General features: G+C 40.1%; 19 protein-coding genes. 8 read left to right on the top strand and 11 right to left on the bottom strand.

Annotated features, from left to right (window positions below):
* Positions 1–214 precede the first annotated feature (214 nt).
* Positions 215–1,663 (top strand): NADP-dependent phosphogluconate dehydrogenase, encoded by a 1,449-nt coding sequence (gene gndA, locus MKX62_RS14095; protein ID WP_340741678.1) that lies wholly within the window; start codon positions 215–217, stop codon positions 1,661–1,663.
* Between the two features lie 285 nt (positions 1,664–1,948).
* Here gndA and MKX62_RS14090 read toward each other — a convergent pair whose 3' ends face one another.
* Positions 1,949–2,395: a GNAT family N-acetyltransferase gene (locus MKX62_RS14090; RefSeq protein WP_187047028.1), complete on the bottom strand. Its 447-nt coding sequence runs from the start codon at positions 2,393–2,395 to the stop codon at positions 1,949–1,951.
* Positions 2,389–4,608 carry an RNA polymerase recycling motor HelD gene (gene helD, locus MKX62_RS14085; protein WP_340741677.1) on the bottom strand — a complete coding sequence of 740 codons (2,220 nt, stop codon included), beginning with the start codon at positions 4,606–4,608 and terminating at the stop codon, positions 2,389–2,391. Before helD ends, MKX62_RS14090 begins: the two co-directional genes overlap by 7 nt.
* 390 nt (positions 4,609–4,998) lie before the next feature.
* Here helD and MKX62_RS14080 point away from each other — a divergent pair, with 390 nt between their 5' ends.
* Positions 4,999–5,190 carry a hypothetical protein gene (locus MKX62_RS14080; RefSeq protein ID WP_067206889.1) on the top strand — a complete coding sequence of 64 codons (192 nt, stop codon included), beginning with the start codon at positions 4,999–5,001 and terminating at the stop codon, positions 5,188–5,190.
* A 78-nt stretch (positions 5,191–5,268) separates the two neighbouring features.
* Complete coding sequence (locus tag MKX62_RS14075) at positions 5,269–5,493, top strand: DUF5342 family protein (RefSeq protein ID WP_067206887.1); 225 nt, start codon at positions 5,269–5,271, stop codon at positions 5,491–5,493.
* A 60-nt stretch (positions 5,494–5,553) separates the two neighbouring features.
* Here the strand turns inward: MKX62_RS14075 and MKX62_RS14070 are convergent, their stop codons facing one another.
* From MKX62_RS14070 to MKX62_RS14060, 3 genes are all read right to left on the bottom strand, one after another.
* Positions 5,554–7,242: a methyl-accepting chemotaxis protein gene (locus MKX62_RS14070; RefSeq protein WP_187047026.1), complete on the bottom strand. Its 1,689-nt coding sequence runs from the start codon at positions 7,240–7,242 to the stop codon at positions 5,554–5,556.
* 180 nt (positions 7,243–7,422) lie between these two features.
* Positions 7,423–8,106: a GNAT family N-acetyltransferase gene (locus tag MKX62_RS14065; protein WP_340741676.1), complete on the bottom strand. Its 684-nt coding sequence runs from the start codon at positions 8,104–8,106 to the stop codon at positions 7,423–7,425.
* Positions 8,103–9,215 carry a mandelate racemase/muconate lactonizing enzyme family protein gene (locus MKX62_RS14060; RefSeq protein WP_067206881.1) on the bottom strand — a complete coding sequence of 371 codons (1,113 nt, stop codon included), beginning with the start codon at positions 9,213–9,215 and terminating at the stop codon, positions 8,103–8,105. The genes MKX62_RS14065 and MKX62_RS14060 overlap by 4 nt, the downstream gene beginning before the upstream one ends.
* A gap of 83 nt (positions 9,216–9,298) precedes the next feature.
* On the opposite strand from MKX62_RS14060, the gene MKX62_RS14055 reads away from it, so the two are divergent.
* Positions 9,299–10,549, top strand: coding sequence for an HTH domain-containing protein (locus MKX62_RS14055; RefSeq protein ID WP_340741675.1), 1,251 nt, complete (start codon positions 9,299–9,301; stop codon positions 10,547–10,549).
* A gap of 78 nt (positions 10,550–10,627) precedes the next feature.
* Here MKX62_RS14055 and nhaC read toward each other — a convergent pair whose 3' ends face one another.
* Positions 10,628–12,082: a Na+/H+ antiporter NhaC gene (gene nhaC, locus MKX62_RS14050; RefSeq protein ID WP_338653169.1), complete on the bottom strand. Its 1,455-nt coding sequence runs from the start codon at positions 12,080–12,082 to the stop codon at positions 10,628–10,630.
* Positions 12,083–12,727: 645 nt separating this feature from the next.
* Between nhaC and MKX62_RS14045 the strand changes: the two genes are divergently transcribed.
* The 3 genes from MKX62_RS14045 (at position 12,728) to MKX62_RS14035 (ending at position 16,583) form a co-directional block, all read left to right on the top strand.
* A complete protein-coding gene (locus tag MKX62_RS14045) occupies positions 12,728–14,062 on the top strand; it encodes a TrkH family potassium uptake protein (RefSeq protein WP_156475977.1) in 1,335 nt (444 codons plus the stop codon).
* 164 nt (positions 14,063–14,226) lie between these two features.
* A complete protein-coding gene (locus tag MKX62_RS14040) occupies positions 14,227–14,937 on the top strand; it encodes a polysaccharide deacetylase family protein (protein ID WP_187047811.1) in 711 nt (236 codons plus the stop codon).
* A 929-nt stretch (positions 14,938–15,866) separates the two neighbouring features.
* Positions 15,867–16,583 carry a 3-ketoacyl-ACP reductase gene (locus MKX62_RS14035; RefSeq protein WP_340741674.1) on the top strand — a complete coding sequence of 239 codons (717 nt, stop codon included), beginning with the start codon at positions 15,867–15,869 and terminating at the stop codon, positions 16,581–16,583.
* 68 nt (positions 16,584–16,651) lie between these two features.
* On the opposite strand, the gene MKX62_RS14030 is transcribed toward MKX62_RS14035, so the two are convergent.
* From MKX62_RS14030 to MKX62_RS14010, 5 genes are all read right to left on the bottom strand, one after another.
* Positions 16,652–17,950, bottom strand: coding sequence for a hemolysin family protein (locus MKX62_RS14030; protein WP_340741673.1), 1,299 nt, complete (start codon positions 17,948–17,950; stop codon positions 16,652–16,654).
* 69 nt (positions 17,951–18,019) lie between these two features.
* Positions 18,020–18,343 carry a MerR family transcriptional regulator gene (locus MKX62_RS14025; RefSeq protein WP_445683552.1) on the bottom strand — a complete coding sequence of 108 codons (324 nt, stop codon included), beginning with the start codon at positions 18,341–18,343 and terminating at the stop codon, positions 18,020–18,022.
* 533 nt (positions 18,344–18,876) lie between these two features.
* Positions 18,877–20,883: a penicillin-binding transpeptidase domain-containing protein gene (locus tag MKX62_RS14020; RefSeq protein WP_338653175.1), complete on the bottom strand. Its 2,007-nt coding sequence runs from the start codon at positions 20,881–20,883 to the stop codon at positions 18,877–18,879.
* 368 nt (positions 20,884–21,251) lie between these two features.
* Complete coding sequence (locus tag MKX62_RS14015; RefSeq protein ID WP_370569972.1) at positions 21,252–21,803, bottom strand: DUF420 domain-containing protein; 552 nt, start codon at positions 21,801–21,803, stop codon at positions 21,252–21,254.
* Between the two features lie 105 nt (positions 21,804–21,908).
* The gene (locus MKX62_RS14010; protein WP_340741672.1) at positions 21,909–22,691 is read right to left on the bottom strand and encodes an ABC transporter ATP-binding protein; all 783 of its coding nucleotides are present in this window, start codon (positions 22,689–22,691) and stop codon (positions 21,909–21,911) included.
* Between the two features lie 154 nt (positions 22,692–22,845).
* Here MKX62_RS14010 and MKX62_RS14005 point away from each other — a divergent pair, with 154 nt between their 5' ends.
* Positions 22,846–23,751 carry an AEC family transporter gene (locus MKX62_RS14005; protein ID WP_340741671.1) on the top strand — a complete coding sequence of 302 codons (906 nt, stop codon included), beginning with the start codon at positions 22,846–22,848 and terminating at the stop codon, positions 23,749–23,751.
* Positions 23,752–23,853 lie beyond the last annotated feature (102 nt).

Here is a 23,853-nt window from a genome sequence, read left to right as displayed (position 1 = left end):
GGAGCACAGCCAAAGTACGCCGCGTCCTGCGACAATTAGGAGGGATGAAGTTCAATCCCTCCCCGCTGCGTGACCCATATCCTGGAGGCCTCCAAGTCTCTAGGTGATGGAGTCTAGACGTGAAATCTTCATATTGCAGATTACCTACAGTACGAAGTTTTATTATTTCCGAAGCAAAACGTGATAAATTACATAAAAAGAATGGGGTAGGATTATGACTAAGAAACAAATGGGCGTTATTGGTTTGGGCGTAATGGGGATGAACCTTGCGCTAAACATCGAAAGTAAAGGCTATTCGGTAGCTGTCTATGATTATTGGACAGATCGAACAGATGAATTTTCCAACAAAGAAGCGAAAGATAAAGCTATTCATGGGAGCTACAGCATTGAAGATCTAGTCGCTTCGCTAGAAGTCCCACGTAAGATCTTATTAATGGTTAAAGCCGGGGAAACAACAGATACAGTGATCCAGTCCCTTGTCCCTCATCTTCAACAAGGGGATATTCTTATCGATGGAGGAAATACATTCTTTAAAGATACGAATAGACGTACAGCAACCTTAAAAGAATCAGGCATACATTTCATTGGTGCAGGTGTTTCTGGTGGAGAAGAAGGAGCTCGTAACGGCCCATCGATTATGCCTGGAGGCTCAAAAGAAGCTTACGAACAAGTGAAGCCCATTCTTGATGCTATTTCGGCAAAAGTTGACGGCATTCCCTGCAGTGCATATATGGGTCTTGATGGAGCAGGACATTATGTGAAAATGGTTCATAATGGCATTGAATATGGCGATATGCAACTGATTTCCGAAGCCTATTTCATCATGAAACATGCACTTGGTCTTGAAGCGCAGGAGCTGCATGAAATATTTTCAGAATGGAACAAGGGAGAACTCGACAGCTATCTCATTGAAATCACAGCAGATATTTTCACAAAGATGGATGAAGAAACTGGGAAACCGCTCATTGATCAAATTCTAGATGTAGCCGGACAAAAAGGCACAGGAAAATGGACAAGCCAAAATGCGTTAGACTTAGGCGTGTCCCTTCCAATCGTCACAGAGTCCGTATTTGCAAGATTTATTTCTTCTATTAAGGGAGAGCGCGTTGCAGCAAGTAAACTACTAAAAGGCCCTGAACTGAAAAAGTATGTAGGTGATCCAAAAGAGTTGATTGAAGCGATTCGTAAAGCTTTATATATGAGTAAAATTTGTTCATATGCCCAAGGTTTTGCGCAAATGCGTGCAGCATCTGAGGAGTATGATTGGAAAATCCCTTACGGAGAAGTAGCCATGATTTTCCGTGGAGGATGTATCATTCGTGCCCAGTTCTTACAGAATATCAAAGAGGCATTTGATACTAACAGTGACTTGCCAAACCTATTAGTTGATCCCTATTTCCAAGAAATAGTAGGAGACTATCAGAATTCGCTTCGCGAAGTAGTAGCCGTAGCCATTCAACATGGGATTCCAATTCCTGCTCTCTCAAGTGCATTGGCTTACTATGATAGTTACCGTACGGAGACATTACCGGCCAATCTTATCCAAGCTCAACGCGATTATTTTGGCGCACATACCTATGAACGCCTGGATAAAGAAGGCCATTTCCATACTGAATGGGCAATAACAAAAGCGCAAGCGCCTGGTCAGGGGCGACAGGCATAAGACGGGCTGGCGAAGCGGCGTTCTTTGCCGCACAGCCGGACCGACAAATTAAGGAACACAGCCAAAGTACGCCGCGTCCTGCGGCAATGTCTGCGTGACCCACATCCTGTGGGCCTCCGAGCCTCTAGGCGCTGGAGGCCTAGACGTGAAATAGCCTATTTCGCAGGTTATCCATAGTACGAGATTTTATAGTTTCCTAAGCAGCAAAAAAGTACCAGGTACCGATAATCGGCGCCTGGTACTTTTTATTGGCTTTCGGTCGTTTAAAATTTCGGTGACAGTCATTTAGTTTGCGGACAGTTTTTTCTCCAATATGATTCTATGAATTCCCTCGTCATCCGCGAATGTTTCCACAACATCAAATCCATTTTTAATATTAAGGATAAGCATATTCCGCCAGCTATTTCTCGTCTTTGTTTGAACAATTTTATAACCCGACTCAACTAAAAAGCGATGTTGCTGTTCCAGTAGCCTTGTTGCGATTCCTTTTCCTCTGTAGTCCTCATGAACTGCCCCGTACCAACTATAATACTTATGCGGGTCAAGCTCGTAACCAATTTTATAACCGACCACCGTTGATTGATCAAAAGCTACATTTATTAAGATTTTCTGCTTTAATTTTATTTTCTCCACTAACGTTTTGGAATCTTTGAAAATACTTTCATGTAATTCCAAAATCCCATCAATTATTTCATGTTCAGGAATCTCCAAAAACTGTTTAAAGTTCAGCATAACGAACCCTCCTCACCAATAATATGCAGTTCATGCATTGGCCTTGTCATTGCTACGTATAGTAACTTTCGGTCGATTGGGTGATTTCGGAATGGCTCGTCGAAAGCGGCGATAATGACCGCATCAAATTCCAATCCTTTTGCTAAGTGGCTTGGAACAATGAGCAGACAATTGTCATTGATGCCAGATTGATCTCCCACTAGATGGACTGACATTCCAAACTCCTGCAGAGAGGTGAAAATCTCCCTAGCCTCTTTACGCGTTTTACAAATAAGTGCGACAGATTGATGACCGCGTTCGATAATTCCTTCATAAATACGTTGAATGCCGCCCCCCTCTAACTCATGCATCTCATAATACTTCGGTTCTCTTCCATGACGAACGACCGGTTCTACAAGTGGTAGATCTTCATCCATCTGTGCAAGAACTTGATTCGCCAGATTCATTATTTCAATCGTCGTTCGGTAGCTTTTTTGAAGTGTCGTATACGTTGCTCTTGGAAACAGTGCCTTTATCGGTTCCCATGATGTTAATGATCTGTAACTATGAATTCCCTGGGCCAGATCCCCAACCATTGTAAACATATCCGTCTCTAGACCGTCTTGCATTGAAGCAAGCTGGAATTCGCTGTAATCCTGTACTTCATCGATGAAAACAACCCTCATTTTCCATTCATCTGCAATGCCTCTAAGCTTTGCGTGCAAATAATAAAGAGCTGCTAAATCCTCGACTTCCCAAAACTCTTTTTTATGTGCCTCCCAAAAAGCATATCTGTCGCGCTCGGACCACTCGTCTGCAAATTCCTTTTGTAGTTCGCTACTTGTTAGCCAGTCCCGATATAATTTCTTGATATTGAACTTTTTGAATCTGCGCATATAGGCTGACGCAACCGTTTTGCCTTCCTTTTCAATAACAGGAAGTCTTTCATCTCTTTCTTCCAATATTCTTGTTAACTTCAGTTTCCTTCTTTCATCATCCCTTATTCCGTATAACGCCTTATCAAGTGCCGCGTCGTACTTTGTCGTTAGCATATCCATAAGTTGTTTTCGTTTTCGCTTAACGTCACTTTGAACGATAATTTTAATTCTATCCAGTCTTTTCTCAACTGGCATATACGAAAACTCTTTTAGAAATAGCTGTTTCAACCGAGAAGCTTTCATAATCCGATATTTTTCAATAAAGACATCTTCAAATAACTCAGCCATATCCAGTTCCAACTTATGCACATAGCGTTGCATGATTTCTCGGTATTGTAGGCTTCCCTTCACACGTGTTACAAAAAGCAAACTTGCATCTAGCGTGTCAGATTCAGTAAGCTGTTCCAACTTAGCGTCTGGATCCATCAACTTCAGTTTCAATCCTGTAGCACTTAAAACATATTCGCTATATGTCGTCTGACAGATGCGCCCTACACCGAGTTCGGGAAGCACATCCGCAATATAATCCATAAATAATTTACTTGGTGCCAAAATCATCAATTTATCAGCAGGAAAGTTTTCACCCATTGTATAGAGGAAATAAGAAATACGGTGAAGGGCAATCGTTGTTTTCCCGCTTCCTGCGGCTCCCTGTACAATAATTGGTTGTTTCAAATTCGCACGGATAATTGCATTTTGTTCAGCTTGAATCGTCGACACAATTTCAGTCAGCCGTGTATCCGCCTTGCCAGCAAGGGCTTCCTGAAGTAGTTCATCATTCGTTGTAAGATCGACATCACGGATATCAAGAAGTTCACCTTCTTCAATTCGATACTGCCGTTTGGAATAGAGATGTCCCTCGAACTCTTCATCTCGCACTTTATAGGATAGAGCCCCTAGTCTCCCGTCGTAATAGACATTTGCAACCGGTGAGCGCCAGTCGACGATAATCGGTTCCTGCGTTTCCCGGTGGAATAAAGAAGTCTTGCCAATATAGAGTAACTCATCAGCCTCATTCTCTTTTCGAAAATGAATGCGGGCAAAATAGGGCTTCTGCTGAATTGCCTCCAGCCCCTCTTTTTGCGAACGGGCCATTTCAAAAAATCGAGCGTTTGTCAAAATGTTGATATAGCTTAAACTTGAATCCAAATAATCCAGATCAGCCATCGACTGGCGGATCTGTTCTTGGGAGGATTTTACATCACGTCGCGATTCCTCCAACAATTGCTGCATGTACTGTTTGGTGTAGTCAAGGCGCTGTAATTCAAACTCTAAGTCAGGATGTTTCTGAGACATACAGACCCTCCATTTGTTGTATTTTGCGTCACGTGCGGTTGTATGGGAGATGTTGGGGATTATTAAACAGAATTGAAGTTTACCACTTGCTAAAGGCGGAATCAACACCATTTAGTACAATGGAAAAAATATTCTGATTAAAGAAGTGATTCAGCGCGGATAGATACAGATAAGTAAATTCACTACCACTGGTTTAGATATTCGTAAAAGTAAATAGCGCTTTCTCATCAAACTCTCATCTGCGTCTCATGTCTCTCTAATTTAGGTGCGTTACTCTAGATAAGTAGGACAGGTTGAAAGCATGTCCACAAAATTGGCTAGCGTATTTCATGTACATTAATCAATTCTTAAAAATTATTCTATCAAACATAAAAAATGGAGGCCCCAACTATGTTGACTAAACTTCAAAATCGAATTCATGAATGGATAGCAGTAAACTACCAAGGGAATGAATATTCATGGCTCTCCCAGAATGCAGTCACAAACTGGTTTAGCCCTAATCCATTAAGTAAACATGAAATTCAGCAATTACAACAAGCTAAAATCAAAGCAAATGCTAACATGCATAACTTCATGTACTAGTCCTAGAATTATACTTTCTCAGCAAATTTTTATTATAACTTTTAAAATATCAATCTAAAAAAAATGGAGGCTACAAGTATGGTCAATCAATTTCAAATTAAAAAAGCGTTATTCCAGAACCACATTAATGAACGGTTTTCATTTTCATTAAACTACCAAGGTAATGATTTTCAAGGCATTTATCACGAGGGCGTAATTAACTGGTTCAATCCACACCCACTAAACAAAATTGAGTCACAACAATTAGGGAAAATCGAATCCAGTGTAACTAATAAAATGAACAGGCTTCTTGTCTCCAGCTAAGAAGTGTGGCGAAAAAACAAGCTAATTGCAAGTGGCAATCAGCTTGTTTTTTCCTACCTATTAGACTTTAAATTGTCCCATATCATTTTGCAGTTTTTCCGAAAGCTCCGCAAGCACTTGCGCACTTGAAGAAATCTCTTCATTTGCAGCAAGCTGTTGTTCTGTCGCTGCGCTTGTCGACTGAGCTGCAGCAGATGATTCCATGGCAAGTTCCTGCACTTTTGAAGAACCACTAGATACTTCATCCGTCATTGTACGAATCTGTTCGATTGCGGCGGAAACAGCTGTCACTTTTTCACCGACGTCACTAGCCGCCTGTTCAATCCGGTTAAATACACTGCGTGTACGTTCCGTCACAACAAGCCCCTCTTCAACGCGGCGATTTCCATCTTCCGTGCTGGAAACAGCCTGTGCGACGTTGCCAATCATTCTATCAATCATATTACCGATTTCTCCAGCGGATCGTTTCGACTGTTCAGCAAGTTTTCGCACTTCTTCTGCAACAACCGCGAAGCCTTTTCCATGCTCGCCAGCACGGGCTGCTTCAATCGCCGCATTGAGCGCCAGCAAATTGGTCTGCTCAGCAATATCAGTAATGAGTGACGTTACTCTCCGGATTTCTTCCGAATAATTAGCCATGCCATTCATTATCTCAGCCGACTGTCCAATTGCTGAACTAATGACCGTCATTTGGCCGTTAACATCTTCCATAAGGGATGCTCCCTCTTCGACCAATTGGGCAACGTCTTCAGATGACAGAAGCATTGCTTCATTATCTTCCGTAATTCGGTTGATGCTTGTTACCACTTCTCCCATAGCTAAAACCGTCTCATTTACAATCGCAACTTGCGATTCGCTTCCGAATAAGTTTTTCTCCGAAATTTCGGCAACCATTTCAGATGCTGCTAAACTCTCTTCCGAACTCGCAGATAATTCTTCCGCCTGGACGGCAAGCTGAACTGCAGATTCATTTGCATTCGTAATGATAGCGCGAAGGTCTTTGCTCATACTGTTAAATGCCGTCGCCATCTCACCTATCTCATCTTTATTGCGAATTATAACCGGTTCTATTGCTAAGTTACCATCCGCAATTTCTGTTAACGCTGCTGTCATTTTCCCGACTGGACGTGCAATACTACGGCTGATCACAACAGCAATAGCAATACTCAACAGAATCGCTAGGGCAATTAGCCCCACAGTCAAAATACGTGTTTGCTTAATAAGTTTTTCAATTTCTAGATTTATTTCGTCCGTCTTTGCATTTTGATCATTAATTTGGTCATTGATTTCCGTTACAATTATATCCTCAAAGACAGATGCATCAGATGCAATACTGAGCGCCTTTTCTTCACTGGAATTATTAAGTTCACTAATGGCCGACTCTAAAGTTTCTACATAATTTACACGTGAGTCTTTTAGTTCGTTAAATAACACACGTTCGGCGTCTGTCTGTGGCAATTTGTCTAGGATTCCCCAGTACAAATCAAATGTTTCGATTGACTTTTCTTTATTCTTTAAAAACAATTCATTTCCAAACAATAAGTAGCCCCGAAAATCGGTCGAAGTTGCATACTGTGCAGATAATAGTTTTTCAAACAACACCACTTTTGTTACCTGTTCGTCTAGGATAGATCGGTACTCACTATTCACTTTAGTTAGCGACCAAAAACCCATTGCCCCCACTATTATCATAAAGACAAGAACAGATAAGAACCCGCTCCATAATTTTTTACCAACTGAAAATTTCATTTAAGTTTTACCTCCCGCATATTAAATCCATTCATTAGTATAGCTTATATGAAACTAGTAGTATAGTTGTAATAATAAAATATAATGACATAGGTATTAACATCTAATTACAATTTAATCCCATCTAAAAAAACCTTACTTTACATGTATCTTGTAAAGTAAGGTTTTATTCTATCAAGATCACTTTTCAAAACGAACAACCCATTGGTTATCCACTTGTTCAATGCCTGTCCCCTTCCAACCATCATACAGGTACTTTTGTTGTTGTTCTGTATCCGCCATCAAGACAAAGCAACAGTCCAAGGTATCCTGTTCTATTAAAGGGCCTGTTAAATCTTTCATCAAAATATATCTGAGTAAATCACCATATTTCACTTTTAATGCTACAATTTGCATACCATGTGCAAATTTATCTTTTAGACTGGCAATATTAAATGGTGCAACAGTTGTACAAATATAGCGAAATTGCTGTGAATCTACTTGCTTCATTAGAACTTTCCCCAATAACACTTGTAAGCCATTGCCTTGGAAGTCCGGATCGACATTCGAGATTTCGGAATAGAGCACAAGCGCCCATTTACTTCTTGGTAGTCCCGCATCTTTCCCTAGATGCTCTTCATCCAGTTCTGGTTCAAGCATGGCCCGAAATGCAATCAGTTGTTCATTAGCATAGGCACCAATCATGAGTCCTTTGCCGTTTAAAATATAGCTAAACTCCTCTTCTGTCAACGGCTGTAAAAAGGAACCTGTAGATAATGATTCAATCACTTTCCGCTGAAGGATAAGAATTTCGTCGAGCTGATCTGCTTCTAAGCGTTTTATAGTAATTTCACGCCCGTTTTTCAACAAATGCTTTTCCCTCATCCGCTTACCTTCTCTGAGAACACAGTCAGTTCCTGCAACACTTGCTCATCAATGTCGATTCCTAATCCCGGCTTGCCACTCAAACGGATAAATGGAACGTCATAATGTAAATTTCCAACGTCTTTGCTGAACTTAAGCGGTCCTGTTAATTCCACACTTGTAATTATTTTTTTCGAGAATGCAACGTGGAATCCTGCTGCTGATCCGATAGAGGACTCCACCATCGAACCAATCTGACACTCAATCCCCGCCATTTCGGCCATATGGGCAAGCTTTGTCGCTGGATAAATCCCGCCACATTTCATCAATTTAATGTTCACTTTATCAGCAGCACGCTTCGCGATGATTTCTCTCATGTCACGCACGCCACGTAAACCTTCGTCAATCATCATTGGAGTAGAAGACTTAGATTTCACCTCGACCATACCATCTATATCATCAGCTCGCACAGGCTGCTCCAACCAATCGAGCGAACAGTCCTGCAGCTTTTGAAGACCTTGTAATGTATTGGCGCTATTTACCCAACCTTGGTTAACATCGACACGAATCGCAATATCCTCGCCTACACGCTCACGTACCGCTTGAATGCGTAATACATCGTCCGCTACATTGGTGCCGACTTTCATTTTCATCGAACGGTATCCAGCGGCTACACGTTCTTCTGCTTCATTTGCCATTGCTTCCGGAGCTGCGATGCTTAACACATGCGTAATCGGAAACTCTTCGTGGTATCTTCCCCCAAGAAGATTATAGACAGGGACACCAAGTGCTTTTCCTGCAACATCATAGCATGCTATGTCAATTGCAGCTTTTGCTGTTGGTACTCCGTAAATTTCAGCATCCATCAGTTCATGAATTCGCTCCATATTCATAGGATTTTCACCTATTAACTTCGGTGCCAGGGTATTTTTCAAGATTTCAAAAGTACCTTTCCAACTCTCACCCGTTACATGTTCATCGGCAACACCTTCTCCATAGCCGACTAAACCGGTATCCGTTGTGATTTTGACAATGATGGATGGCATATAATCATAAGTAGCGTAACTAATAATAAAGGGTTCATAAAGTGGTAGGTGAATCGCATAAATTTCAATTTCAGCTATTTTCATAAGTCAAAATCCTCTCTCTTGGCAAACTCTATTTTTTATTGTATCATTGTCGTTAAATAGTCGCTAATCATTGGGGGTTCATCGTGAAGATTAAAATCGCAGTTATCGGGTCAACTGATTTTTGCCAACGTACAGAACAACTTGTCAACAAACGAAAAGATATTGAACTTAACTGGTATCGCTACGCTGAACCCAGTGAGGCACCGAGTTTACTACAGACACTTAAACCGTGTGATGCCCTTTTGTTTTCAGGTTCCCTGCCTTACTTTTATTCCAAGAAGCTACTTGATAACCTACCTATCCCAGCCATTTACCTGCAACAAGATGAAACGGCAGTTGCCATTACATTGCTTCATTTATCTGCACAGAACCAGCAGGATTTGAGTCGCGTATCCATCGACGTACGTGAGCAATCCTATATTGAACACGTACTCAATGATTTAGGTCGAAGTGTGGAGTTGCCTTTTGTTCACTTGCTAAAAGATGATGAAAAAATCACTACCATAACGTCCTATCATCAAACTCTTTCTTTACAAGGTAAAACAGATATGGCGATTACAAGCGTCCATGCTGTTTTCGAACAGCTACAGCAGCAAAACATTCCTGCATGTAAGATGATTGACCCTGAAAGTACGATTCTTCGGAGTATTGAACAGGCAAAACAGCAAGCATTGTTACAAAAAAGTAACTCCGCACAGATCGCAGTCGGAATTGTAAAATCAATTTCTTCGCGACAAAACGTAGAGACATCTATTGCGAAAATGGCGTCCATCATGCAGGCTCGTTGGAGTGTACATGACGGTGATTTCACCCTGTACACTTCAATGGGAAACATCGAATCCGCTATAAAAAACAAGGAATTTCTTTCTACGTTCCAATCACTTGCTACCAAAGCGAAAATGGCATTCGGCTGTGGCGAATCAATCATTGATGCAACTGAAAACGCGAACTTCGCACTCAATCTTATACAACTAAGTGATGGTCATTGTTTTTATATGTTAGATACAAACAAAAGATTGCATGGTCCGTTTCCACAATCGGAAGTAACCGTTGAGATGAAAATCACTGAACCTGCCCTTGTGGAGATGGCCGAAAAAACCAAGCTCAGTCCAGCAAATATCTCTAAATTGATGCAATATAGTCTGATGCGTCAAACGAAACAATTTACTGCAAATGATTTGGCATTATATTTAGATGTCTCACGAAGAACAGCAGAACGTACATTAAAAAAACTCGTCGACTATAAGTATGCGACGATCATTGGTGAAGAAATGACCTACCGACAAGGAAGACCTCGCGCTTTATATGAATTTAACTTTCACCCTTATTTTTAAAAAGAATGGAAAGTTCACTTGATAGATGTGAACTTTCCATTCTTTCTTGTCTAAACTCCAGCGCTTACGCTTTTGTTTTTAAGCCAAATTTACCTCTTCGTTTACTTTTTCTTTTTTTAATTCATCTACTGCAAGTTTTTCCTTTTCTTGTTCAGTCAACTTCACAATCGAAAAGCCTGTTAATGCATAAATAATGGATATTAAAGGAACAACTAAATTCAATATGGCATATGGACCGTATTGTACAACACTTACTCCCAATGTTCCAAAAATGAATACACCGCATGTATTCCATGGGATGAAAACCGAAGTCAGCGTTCCACCGTCTTCAAGTGCACGTGATAAGTTTTTCGAATGCAAGCCCATATTCTGATACGCTTTACTGAACATCCGTGATGGAACGACGATAGAGATATATTGCTCTGAACAAGATGCGTTTGTTAAGAAACAAGCTCCGATTGTCGAGATAATTAACGACGCGGAAGATTTAACAACTTTAAGCAGTTGATTCATTAATGCCTGAAGCATCCCTGAAAACTCTAGAATCCCGCCAAATGTCATGGCGACAATAGTCATAGATACCGTAAACATCATCGAATCCAATCCGCCCCTGTTAAATAATTCATCGACCATTACATTTCCCGTAGCAATTGTAAACCCGCTCTGCAACGCCTCAATCCCCCCTATGAGAGAACCACCTTGTATAAATATTTGTGAAAGGAAACCAAGTACAATACCTACAACCAGTGCTGGAATTGCAGGTACTTTCAAGGCTACTAGCACAATGACGGCAAGTGGCACAACTAAAAGCCAAGGTGAAATCAGAAAGTTTTCTTGTAGAACTTTTGCTGTTTGTGCAATTTCAGCAACTTCAATATTATTTTCAGCAAAACGATTCCCCAAAAAGGCATAGACACCAAGAGCAATTGCTAAGCCAGGAACCGTCGTGTAAAACATATGCTTGATATGATCAAACAAATCCGTCCCCGTTAACCCTGCTGCTAAATTCGTAGTATCTGAAAGCGGAGACATTTTATCCCCAAAGTAGGCTCCTGATATAATTGCTCCTGCAATCATACCTGCTGGAATCCCCATACTTAAACCGATTCCCATTCCCGCTACGCCGATTGTTCCCATTGTCGACCATGAGCTACCAATTGCCAAAGATACAATTGAACAAATAAGACAAATTGTAACGAGAAACCAAGCTGGTGTAATGATTTGCAAACCATAGTAAATCATCGTGGCAACAATACCGCCGCCCATCCACGCTCCAATTGTCAGCCCTACCAAAATAATGATAACGACAGCCGGAAGAGCCAATCGAATACCTTTATACATCATTTCCTCAATTTCCTTCCAAGTAAATCCAGCTCGCCAAGCTACAATAGCTGCAGTCGATGTTCCAATTATCAATGGAATATGAGGACCTTGTTCTAATTTAACAACCGTAAATATCATGACAACAATCATTACGACTAAAGGAAGTAACGCCATCCAAAAACCGATTTTTCTCTCATTTTGTTGATCCATCTATATTCCCCCAGATTTAAGTATTTTCAAAATTATTAACTGTCGCTTAATAGTCGTTAATAGATATATTAAGGGCTGTTTGGAACAAAGTCAACCGTATTTCCGAATTATTTGTAAGCGGTTTCAAAAGAAATGAACTATTATTAAAGTTACCCCCATCAAAAATAATCTCGCCCCGCCCTTCAAATAAAATAGGTAATGAGATTTTTCATTCTGATTTAAAATGGCTAGGCGGAAGCATTTTAACACTTTAAAAGAGACTTTTTGCATTGTAAGTGTTGAAATAAAGAACTTCATTGAATTAGCTACAGCGCTTGGGGATGCCTCCCGCTTTTAAGGCACCTTCACTCAATTTATATAGGTATTCGAATGTCCAACTTATATAGTTGTTTATTTCCAAAAAAAGTAACGTAAAAAGCACCTATTCTGATAATATGTAAGCAACTAAACACTATCAAGCTGACACGCATAAATTTCTATCCGCTGTGTCATTCTCATCTTTTTAGCTCAGATAGTAACAGTCGAATGGAAAATACTACTCTCCATCGAGAGACTGCAATCGGAAAGGTTTACTGTAGTTGGTTAATCACTAGATATCTATCGACTAGCCCGCAATAAGAATTCCATATTCTATAGGATGGGAGCATGCATATGCACTCAAAGAAACTATATAGACGACACATCTCTCCTCCAGTGGTAATTGCCGGAAATTTCCTCCTACTAATCCTTATCGGCACGTTACTTTTGAAATTGCCGATTGCAACTGAGCGCCCAATCACTTGGATTGATGCACTATTTACAGTGACGTCTGCAACGACGGTGACTGGGCTAATTGTATTCGATCCAGGCTCTACACTTACATTATTTGGAGAAATCGTTTTGCTGTCTCTTATTCAATTGGGCGGAATTGGCTTAATGGTATTTGCCGTAGCCATACTTTTATTGCTTGGGCGAAAAGTTGGGATGCAGAACAGAATTTATCTACAAGAATCCTTTAGTTTTCAAACGCTCGGAGGAATGGTGAAATTCGTTCGTCAGATTTTACTTTTTGTTCTGATTGTTGAAGGGATTGCTATTATCATCTTATCGCTCCATTGGGTACCTACCTTTGGGTTACGGGATGGGATTTATTACAGTGTTTTCCATGTCATCTCGGCATTTAATAACGCAGGATTTTCATTATTTCCTGATAACCTTGCTCAATTTGTTAGTGACCCGCTCGTTAATCTTGTTCTTTCTTCATTACTCATCATTGGAGGATTGGGGTTTGTAGTCGTGCTCGATCTTGTCAAAAACAAGTCGTTTGTGCATTGGTCACTTCATACAAAGATGATGATTACTGGAACGATTGCATTAAATTGTGTAGCCACAGTGACAATCTTTGTGCTTGAGTTTAATAATACGCATACAATTGCTGACTTTTCATTGGCCGATAAAGCACTGGCATCTTATTTCCAAGCGGTTTCTCCCCGTACTGCCGGCTTTAATACAATCTCGATTGGTGACATGGAAGATCCTTCTTTGTTATTTACAATGCTCCTCATGTTCATCGGAGGAGGTAGTGCTTCAACTGCATCGGGGATTAAATTAACTACATTTATGATTATTGTCATAGCTACCCTCTCCTATTTTAGATCCATACGCGAACCTCATCTTTTTGGGAGGACGATTAAATTCGACATTATCTTTCGATCATTGGCAATTGCAACGGTTAGTACTATGATCGTTTTTGGTTTTATATTTATATTAACGATTATAGAAACCATCCCGGTATTTCCTCTCGCATTCGAAGTCTTTTCAGCATTCGGGACTGTGGGATTATCAATGGGGGTAACCGAAGACTTTAGTGCTATTGGAAGAGTGCTATTATGTGTGGTGATGTTTTTAGGTCGAATTGGTCCACTGACATTATTCTTTTTACTGCTGAAACCGAAAAAAGAGTCTTTCCGTTATCCTTATGATCAAGTCCAATCTGGATAAAAAATAAATGACTCGAAGTACAAAAAAATAGCCGTATAATCCTTCCTCTTTGACAAATACTATTTGCGAGGACACAAACAACAATGAATCCTCTGCCAAAATAGCAAGGCAAGGAGGAATAATGCGTGAAGTATTGGGGATTAAAAATAGGAATTGTTAGTGTGATGTTTTTTTCAATTGCTTATGTTTCTTTTGCAACAGAGAAAGATAGGCCTTATTACGAGGATAAAGGGTATGTGCTGTGGGATATCAAAACAACAGAGAAAGTCATTGCTCTTACATTTGACGATGGTCCACACCCTACTTATACACCACAAATCTTAAATGTACTTGCTAAATACGATGCGAAGGCAACTTTTTTCGTTATTGGAGAGCACGCTAAAAAATTTCCAGCTATTATCCTTAGAGAAGAAGATGAAGGCCATGAAATAGCTAATCATACGTATACCCACCCCTATTCAAAAACTGCAGAAGTACTAGAAAATGAATTAATAAAAACGAATGAGGTCATTTATGACATTACCGGTACTTATCCAACGTTATATCGGCCCGTAGGTGGAAGTTATAATGATCGTATTATTAATATTGCTGTAGAGAATGGGTTTAAGGTGGTTATGTGGTCATGGCATCAAGATACAAAGGATTGGCAAAGACCAGGGGTAAATAAAATTGTAACAACCGTATTATCAGGTGCTAAACCAGGTGATGTCGTTTTATTTCACGATGCGGGCGGTGATCGCTCCCAAACCGTGCAAGCACTCGAAGAAATTCTACCTGCACTTAAGAAGCAGGGATATGAATTTGTCACGATATCTGAACTTTGGAATAGAAATGGTAGTCAAGTATCAAATCAAAAAGATGATTTATTGAAATGAAGAGCCATAGATCTATCTAATGAGCCCATAATGATGAGTTCAAATTTCCCATTGGAAGTATAAAAGAGCTATTTATGCTGAATTAAAGAATCCCACTGAATTTACTTTGGCGCTCAATAATGCAAGAGCTGTTATTCGGGTTGTGGGTTGTAGATCGCTTGGCGCTTTGGGGATGCCTCTCGCCCTAAGCCTGGATTAGCGCTTCGCATCCAGTCTTACGGCTTCGGCGACCCCTTTGCCGCGCCTGCGCTAGGATATTCATTATCGAGAGAAATGTGATTTTGAGATGTATATGGCGAGATTGTAAGGTGATTACTAGTTGATACTATATAAATTGAAATAAAAAAATTCCATTGAACCGCTTCGGCTACCCCCGTTAAGGCGCCTTCGCTCAGTATATATACCGGATTCAACATATATAATTATAGTCAAGAAATCCACAATCTAGGTTACGGATTTTATCACAGCTTATGAAATGCGCTATCTCAAATAGACCATCCAGCGAAGGCGCGACTTCGTGGTAGCCGGAGCGATAAGACTGAAGGAGGGATGCAGTTCAATCCCTCCCTGGTCTTCTTTCTGGCTTACCGCGGGAGGCATCCACAAAGCGTCGAAGCGGTATTGGCAGGAATTCTAATTGTGCCTAAGTATCGGGACTTTTTCAGTGGCCGCCCAAAAGCCCTTGTAAAGCGCATACGCCGTATTCATTTGTTCAACATATATATCAATCATTTTTGTTGTGAAAGCAGTATAAACTTGGATAAAAACCGTTTGTAGGTAACTATTTGCGGTTGGCATCTGCTAGTGATGCCACTTTTTTTCACACCTCAGTTCCTCCAAAACGTTTCTTATAATCGCCGCGGACACTAATTCGCGCTGCATTTGTTATACTGCTCTATGTAGAAACTTTCATAGAGGGAGTGTTATGTATGCAAATCATAAAAGGTAAAAATGCTATAATTACTGGTGCAGGCAGAGGTATCGGCCGCGCGACAGCCATTGCTTTTGCTCAAGAAGGCATCAATGTAGGACTTATCGGAAAAACAGCCGAAAACCTTGAGAAAGTAGCAAAAGAACTTAGCGAATACGGTGTCGAAGTGACGATGGCAACTGCCGATGTATCGGATAATGAATCAGTCATTGCTGCAGTCGAACATATCAAATCAGAGCTTGGTCCCATCGATATCCTCATTAACAATGCAGGCATCGGTAAATTCGGCAAGTTCCTTGAACTTTCACCAGAAGAATTCAAAAATATAATCGATGTTAACTTGATGGGCGTCTATTACGTCACACGAGCTGTTCTACCAGGAATGATTGAAAGAGAATCAGGCGACATCATTAATATTTCCTCAACTGCCGGTCAAAAAGGAGCACCAGTTACAAGCGCATACAGTGCATCAAAATTCGGTGTTCTCGGACTTACGGAATCGCTTATGCTTGAAGTGAGAAAACATAATATCCGTGTCAGTGCATTGACACCGAGCACAGTCGCTACAGATTTGGCTTTCAGTGAAAACTTGACAGACGGCAACCCGGATAAAGTGATGCAGCCTGAAGATCTTGCTGAAGTAATGGTTGCACAATTGAAACTGCACCCGCGGATCCTAGTTAAATCTGCTGGTTTATGGTCAACTAACCCTTAAGAGAACTTCAACTAAATTTTTTCAAAACAAAAGGACCTTTTTAGGTCCTTTTGTTTTGAATGAATAGTCTATTCGTTTTTCCGGATTTCTATATAGCGTATTTGATGCCCGTCTAGTTCTTTGATTATAAAAAGAAAGCCGTCTTTCTCAATCACTTCGTCTTCTTCAAGTTCGTAATTCTGCGACAAGCACCATCCGCCAATCATATCCACAGTTTCATTTTCCAATGATGTTCCAAGTAAATCATTAATTTCTTCTATCAATACTTTACCGCTGACGATATAATGGTCTTCTGCAATTCTTGTGATTTCCGCGATCTCATCTGCATCAAATTCATCGTGTATATCCCCGACAATTTCTTCAAGGATGTCTTCGATTGTTACCATTCCAGCCGTACCGCCATATTCATCGATTACAAGCGATAATTGGGACCGTTCGTTTTGCATTCTTTTTAGAACTTCATCAATGGGCAATGTTTCGATTACCACTGGTATCGGATGCAACAAGTCTTTAATGGAGAATGACTCTAAGGCCGAGCGATCTCCGAGAGTAAAGTATAGCAAATCCTTACTGTTGATAAAACCTATGATATTATCTATATCCCCCTCGTAAATGGGATAACGTGTATATCTTTCCTCTTGGATTGTATATGCAACTTCATCGAAAGAAACATCCGAAGAGAACGTTACCATTTCAGTCCGTGGCACCATAATCTCTTTTGCAATTCGGTTGTCAAATTCGAACATTTTGTTAACATAGTTCAGTTCGGACTGATTAATTTCTCCGCTTTTAAAACTGTCTGACAAAATGAGCCGTAACTCTTCTTCAGTATGAGCAACTTCGTGTTCCGATGCTGATTTAAAGCCGAATAGACCTATAAGCAAACGAGCTGACCCATTCAACACAAAGATAAAGGGAAACATTAATTTATAGAACCACATTATTGGTTTAGAAAAAAGCAATGTCAATGCTTCTGCTTTTTGGATTGCTATTGTCTTCGGAGCAAGTTCCCCCACTACAACGTGTAGGAAAGTAATGAAGACAAAGGCAATTACAAAGGAAAGTATCTGGGAAACAGATGGATCTACATCGAATTTTTCAAACAGTGGATGTAGCATTGTCTCGACTGTTGGTTCACCGAGCCAACCAAGCCCTAAAGCGGTAATTGTAATTCCTAATTGGCAGGCAGAGAGATACTCGTCCAAATGAGTGGTGACGTGCTTTGCAGATATCGCACCTTTTCGTCCTTCTGCAACTAGTTGATCAATTTTTGTACTTCTAACTTTTACTAATGCAAATTCTGTTGCTACAAAGAAAGCTGTTAAAGCAATCAGTACTACAACTAATACTAAATTTAATATTTCCACTATGTCAACCTTACATTAAGCAAAGCCTCCACCTCCTGAAATGATTGTTTACTACTTTCGCGTGTAAAATTAGACAAGTAATTGTAATAAAGCTTGTATTACTGGCAGAGTATCATGGGTGATGCTCTCCTTAATTGAAGAGTTTTCCCGTTCAGCTCTTTTTAATAAAACCAAAAGTTCCTGAAGATTACTTTTTACTAAGAGTGCTTTCTCCAGCACCAGCTCACTAGTATCAGGAAACGCCAGCTTCTCATTAATTTCTTCAAGTGAGAAACCTTTTCCCTTTAAATATGAAATCTTATCTAACTGCTCAACATCAGAAAGGTCAAAAAGACGATAGCCAGTATCGGAACGTGATGGTTTTAAAAGATTCAAGTTTGTATAATAATCGATTGTCCGTTTAGATACACCTGCAATGTCGGCTAATTCCCCAATTTTTAGTTTATCCTTCCCAATAGACTCGCCTCCAAACTATCACGTGATACTTTTATTTTACCATTTTTATGAAACAACAAACAAATATTGAACTAACTATTTTCTACACTTTCAAAAAATTGTTCATAGAATTGTACCAAATCGCGCTCCTAATATAATAGCTAAAACATGATTGGCTAAAATCAAGCTACATCACCTGACAATCTAGAAATCGAGCAAGTCATCACTTTAATCGATAAAATAAGGAATTTTCCAACTATATAGGTTAGATTAAAGAATCCTACCAACAACGCTTGGCGCTAGGGGATGCCTCCCACAATAAGCCGGACAGAAAATCACTGTCAGTCTTATTGCTTCGGCTACCCCAGTAGACGCCTTCGCTGGAGATTATATAGAATCATTCGTTCAACATATATACTATGAAAAGCATCGTTCGCTGTACTTGCGTTTTTTCAGTGAACTAGACACCCAAACCATGCTTGCACAAGCTATTAGTTCCCCATGACTTGTGCAACCTTTTTTACTACATAGCTGCTTCCACCTTTATCCTCTATACTTTCAATCATCATCGCCAAAATATAAGACGTTTCATCTGTTTGATACCCGACGAAGAATCCATTTTCCTTGCCGCCCTTTTCCTGTGATGACTTTAATTCTGTAGTGCCTGTCTTCCCAGAAAGTTTAACAGAAGGGATATTTGCATCTTTAGCAGAACCATTTACCACTACTTCACGTAAGTCTGCCCGAAGGATTGCAGCGTTGTCAGCTGAAATTAGCCCCTCTACCCATACTTCACCTTTTGGTTCATCTTCGAATAAAACCATCTTGAACATCTTTCCGTCATTTAGGATTGGAGCATAACTCGAAGCTAAGTGAGCGATGTTCATTAACATTTGACCTTGTCCATAAGAGGTATCCACAAGTTGTGCTTCTGTCCCGATTGTTCCGTCATTCGATATTTGAGAAGTTCGGAGTGGATAACTAAAGGGAATATCTGCTCCAAAACCGAATCTTTTTAGACCTTCAGTTAGGGTATCTTTCCCCATTTCGAGTGCTTCCTTTGCAAAATAGATATTATCCGAGTAAGCAAGTGCTTTTTTTAAGTCGATTGGATTCGGTGGAGTATAAACTCTTGTGACACCAAAATTGCCCCATGATTCATCTTTTTTCCACCTCTTCCCTTCAATTGTATACCCTTTACTAGGATCAATCGTTCCTGCCTCTAATCCAATTGCCGCTGTAATCGGTTTTATTGCCGACCCAGGAGCATATGTCGCTGCGAATCGATTTAATAGTGGTTGTAAAGGATCATCAGTCAATTCTTGGTAGCGTGATGAACCCACGCCAATCATAAATTCATTTGGATCGAAAGCTGGTGAACTTGTCAACACAAGCATTTCTCCCGTTTTGGGATCCACTGCTGCCGCTGTTCCTACCTCACCATTCATCGCATTAAATGTCCTCTGCTGAAGTTCCGCATCGATTGTTAATGTGACTGAATTACCATCTGCCGCAGTTTTCTCAGCTATCGTAATTCTCTCTGCTTCTTGTTTCGTTTTCTCAATATATATTCGAATCCCGTCCTGACCACGGAGCTGTTCTTCAAGTAGCTGTTCGAGTCCACGTTTACCGATAGAATCGTTTTCTCCATACCCCTGAGCTTTGACTTTCTCTAACTCGTCAGCATTAATACGACTGATATAGCCCGTAAGATGTGAGAGTGACTCGCCATATGGATATTCTCGCATTTCTACTTGTGTATAGGTAACCCCTGGCACTTCAATCATTTTTTCTATAATCATATCTTGGGTTGATGCCACTTTTTTAATAGGAACAAATTGATCTGGCTTGACCCAACTTTGAGTGAGTTGTTTGTTAATAAATTCCGGCGTTACGCTAAGTATTGTTGCGAGTTTTTCTGCATCTCTTTCTTCATTGAACTTTTCTGGTACGATTCCTGCTTCGTAGCCTTTTCCGTTTATAGCCAAAGGCAGTGCATTACGATCAAAGATTTCACCGCGCTTTGAAGAAATAGTAGAAATGCCTACTTTATCTGCCTTCGTTAAATCTGGGAGAATGAAAGATGGATCCCATTCGACAAACCAATTTTCATCTTCACTTGATTTACTATATGTCATAATTACTTTTTTCTCGAACTCCACTGGTCCTGCAACGGTTTCCATTGTTATATGTACAGGAAACTCCGGTTGATCCTCAGGTTTATAGTTCTTATCTTCATCCGACTTAGTAAAAACAACTTTTACATCAGTGATAGTTAAATCTTTATAAAGCTTCGTCGTTCGGTCAATATATTCACTTGAACCAAAAGCATCTTTTGAAGCTTCACTTACATATTCATCATACATTTTTGTAAACTCAGCATCGTTCCATAATTTGATATAAGCCGAAAGCCTATCTTCGGGCGTTTCCTTTTTTGAACATGCTGCGAGAATAGCAATAACGATAAGAAAAATACCGATGTATCTCCATTTTTTCATATGTATGACCTCTTTCATTTGTATTTACACTGAAAAACCATTTGTGAATAATTGGATTTAATTACTTCCCTTAGTTTCAAGGCATTTCTTAAGGCATTACTCAAAACCCTCCTTTTTATCAAAGGCATCCTTCATCATAAAAAGAACGCTCTACTATCAGTACGTTTAATTATACAGAAGGTTCCATTAATTCAAAATAAAAGACCTTTAAATTACACTTTCAAAATTCACTCCCCTGTATTTCAATTCCACTGACTAAATTTCCACATAAAAAAAACACCACCAAAAGGCAGTGCTAATTCATGTGCTACTATGATGTTAATTTAAGTGTGTTTGTCCATACATTTATACTAACTCCAGCAACTCACTCAATAATAAGGTGAAATCAGTATATACACCAAAACACCTGTAAAGCTGACGTATAACCAAATCGGCATTGTCCATCGCGCAATTTTCTTATGACGCTCATTCTCCATATTCCATGCGCGAGCTACACTCGTCAGTGCAAGCGGGACGATAGCTGCTGCAAGAATAATATGTGTAATTAGAATGAAGTAATAGAATCCAGCCATAAAGCCTTCTCCACCGTAGGGCGTGGATGGTGCTAGATAATGGTAAGAGACATACGTAATTAGGAAGAGAAATGTAGTAACAAACGCCGCGTAGATAAAACGGCGATGAACAGTGATATTCCTTTTAAGAATAGCGATAAGAGCACACACCAGGAATACAAATGTAAAACTGTTGAAAATTGCATTCATCAAAGGAAGGATTGTTAGATCGAATGCATCAAAATCTTTAACTCCTCGCATTCCAGACAAAACGCCAATTGCACCGATGAGTATAACAGAAAGTGCAATAATCCATGGTTTATAATTACGTTTTTTAAACGTTTTTGCAGATTTTTCATTCTTCATCATAAAAATCATTCACTCCATTACTAATTAGATGAAACGCTATCCTATAATTGTATAGCAAGAAGCAAATCAATGCCTTATCAAAGAGTACTTTTTTGTGAACGAATACTAGCTCCTTATTTCCAACCATGGCCTACTTTCCCTCCAATGCACATGGACGGGAATTCCAAATGTGTCACTTAGCAACTCATCGCTAACTACTTGTTCTTTGGGTCCTGCGGCGATGACTTTTCCATCCTTCAGAAGGAGAACATGTGATATCCCTTGGACAAGCTCTTCGATATGGTGGGTTACATAAACGATATGGCATTCATCCTTCATAATTCCATCCAGTGATTGGAGGAACCGCTCACGCGAAAGAATATCCAATCCAGAGCATGGTTCGTCCAACACAAGCATTTTAGGCTCACTCATTAACGCACGGGCGATGATGACTTTTCTCTTTTCCCCTTCTGAGAGTAGCCGATAGGGCTTTCCCTTCAAATACGTCAACTGCAGGCTCTCGAGTAAAGAATCCGCTTTCTCCCATTCTTCTTTTTTCACTTGCTCATAAATACCGAAACTAGCAAACTTTCCACTTACTACGACTCTTTCAATCTTTTCATTATTGAAATATTCGGTAAAGCGCTCCAATGAACTACTGACAAAACCTATTTCTTTACGGAGTTCCGGCAAATTGGTCTTCCCAAACAGATTGCCCAGTACGCTAACTTCGCCAGTTGAAGGGAAATGGAATCCAGACATGATACTAAGTAGGGAAGTTTTCCCTGATCCATTCAAACCAAGTATTCCCCAATGTTCATTTTGATGGACGGACCAATTAATGGCCTGCAAGATTACCTTGTCCCCCTTACTGAATGACACTTCCTTGAATGAAACAATTTCATTCACACTAAAAACCTCCTTTTTTTACAGCAAAAAGCACCGTGCAGATAATGTAAATCTACTGGACTTCGCTACATTACTTTGTTTGTCTATCATTATAGTTGACTAGTCCAGATTCTGCTATGCTAGTAGCAGGTCAAAACGTTGGAGCTGAACCCTAATGAATTTACTATTAATTATTTTACCAGTATTTATCATCTTCTCAATTGGCTACATAGGACAAAAATTTATAGGCTTTGATATTAAATCAATTTCAACAGCGGCCCTTTATTTAATGTCTCCCTTTTTAGCATTCCGCACGTTTTACACAAATGAGTTGACGATGGACTATTTCTATATTGTGTTATTTAGTTTACTCCTGACAACTATCCTGCTAATTGTTGTATGGATTACGGCAATTAGTATGAAGGCAACACGGTCAGAACTATCAGCAATGATTCTTGGCGGGGTATTTATGAATAGCGGGAACTACGGAGCTCCGGTAGTACTGTTTGCATTCGGAGCAGTCGGATTTGACTATGCCGTTATTATGATGGTATTTCAATCGTTACTAATGAATACCGTCGGCATCTTCTTTGCAGCGATGGGTGGAGAAGAAAAATCTACATTACGCCAGTCCGCACAGCGGGTAATCCGTATGCCACTCATGTATGCCGCCTTTTTAGGAATAGGACTCCAGCTAGTTTCAGTGCCCATTCCAAACGCAGTCATGGATGCCGTTAGCCTCATTGCTGATGCATCTATTCCGACTGTGATGCTCGTACTCGGTATGCAGCTTGCGGCCATTTCGCGAAAAAGAGTCGCTTACCGCTATGTTTCTGCCGTCAGTATTATCAGAATGGTAGCCTCTCCGTTGATTGCAGTCGGAATTTTGTATTTCATGCCCGTCAATGACCTTCTAAAAGCGGTCGTTATTGTACAAGCATCCATGCCCGCAGCGGCAAATACAACGATGCTTGCATTACAGTTTGGGACAGAACCTGATCTTGTATCGTTTACAACATTTTTCACAACACTAATCAGCATTATCACTATTCCAGTCATACTGTTCTTCTTAGGTGTTTAATACTGACACGTGATTGGAAACAGATTTATCGTCTCTATCCGTATAACTCCCCCCTACTCCGGTTAGATTGACAGTAGTCTACTTTAGATAAGGCCGGAAAGG

Origin of the sequence: Sporosarcina sp. FSL K6-5500, assembly GCF_038005665.1 — a bacterium.
Classification (GTDB): domain Bacteria; phylum Bacillota; class Bacilli; order Bacillales_A; family Planococcaceae; genus Sporosarcina; species Sporosarcina psychrophila.
Note: the sequence above shows the minus strand (reverse complement) of the source record. Positions and strands in the feature narration are given on the sequence as shown.

Coding starts and splice junctions, on each gene's coding strand:
- gndA (WP_340741678.1), top strand. CDS start 215: ATGACTAAGAAACAAATGGGCGTTATTGGTTTGGGCGTAATGGGGATG.
- MKX62_RS14090 (WP_187047028.1), bottom strand. CDS start 2,395: ATGCTGAACTTTAAACAGTTTTTGGAGATTCCTGAACATGAAATAATT.
- helD (WP_340741677.1), bottom strand. CDS start 4,608: ATGTCTCAGAAACATCCTGACTTAGAGTTTGAATTACAGCGCCTTGAC.
- MKX62_RS14080 (WP_067206889.1), top strand. CDS start 4,999: ATGTTGACTAAACTTCAAAATCGAATTCATGAATGGATAGCAGTAAAC.
- MKX62_RS14075 (WP_067206887.1), top strand. CDS start 5,269: ATGGTCAATCAATTTCAAATTAAAAAAGCGTTATTCCAGAACCACATT.
- MKX62_RS14070 (WP_187047026.1), bottom strand. CDS start 7,242: ATGAAATTTTCAGTTGGTAAAAAATTATGGAGCGGGTTCTTATCTGTT.
- MKX62_RS14065 (WP_340741676.1), bottom strand. CDS start 8,106: ATGAGGGAAAAGCATTTGTTGAAAAACGGGCGTGAAATTACTATAAAA.
- MKX62_RS14060 (WP_067206881.1), bottom strand. CDS start 9,215: ATGAAAATAGCTGAAATTGAAATTTATGCGATTCACCTACCACTTTAT.
- nhaC (WP_338653169.1), bottom strand. CDS start 12,082: ATGGATCAACAAAATGAGAGAAAAATCGGTTTTTGGATGGCGTTACTT.
- MKX62_RS14045 (WP_156475977.1), top strand. CDS start 12,728: ATGCATATGCACTCAAAGAAACTATATAGACGACACATCTCTCCTCCA.
- MKX62_RS14040 (WP_187047811.1), top strand. CDS start 14,227: ATGTTTTTTTCAATTGCTTATGTTTCTTTTGCAACAGAGAAAGATAGG.
- MKX62_RS14035 (WP_340741674.1), top strand. CDS start 15,867: ATGCAAATCATAAAAGGTAAAAATGCTATAATTACTGGTGCAGGCAGA.
- MKX62_RS14020 (WP_338653175.1), bottom strand. CDS start 20,883: ATGAAAAAATGGAGATACATCGGTATTTTTCTTATCGTTATTGCTATT.
- MKX62_RS14015 (WP_370569972.1), bottom strand. CDS start 21,803: ATGATGAAGAATGAAAAATCTGCAAAAACGTTTAAAAAACGTAATTAT.
- MKX62_RS14005 (WP_340741671.1), top strand. CDS start 22,846: ATGAATTTACTATTAATTATTTTACCAGTATTTATCATCTTCTCAATT.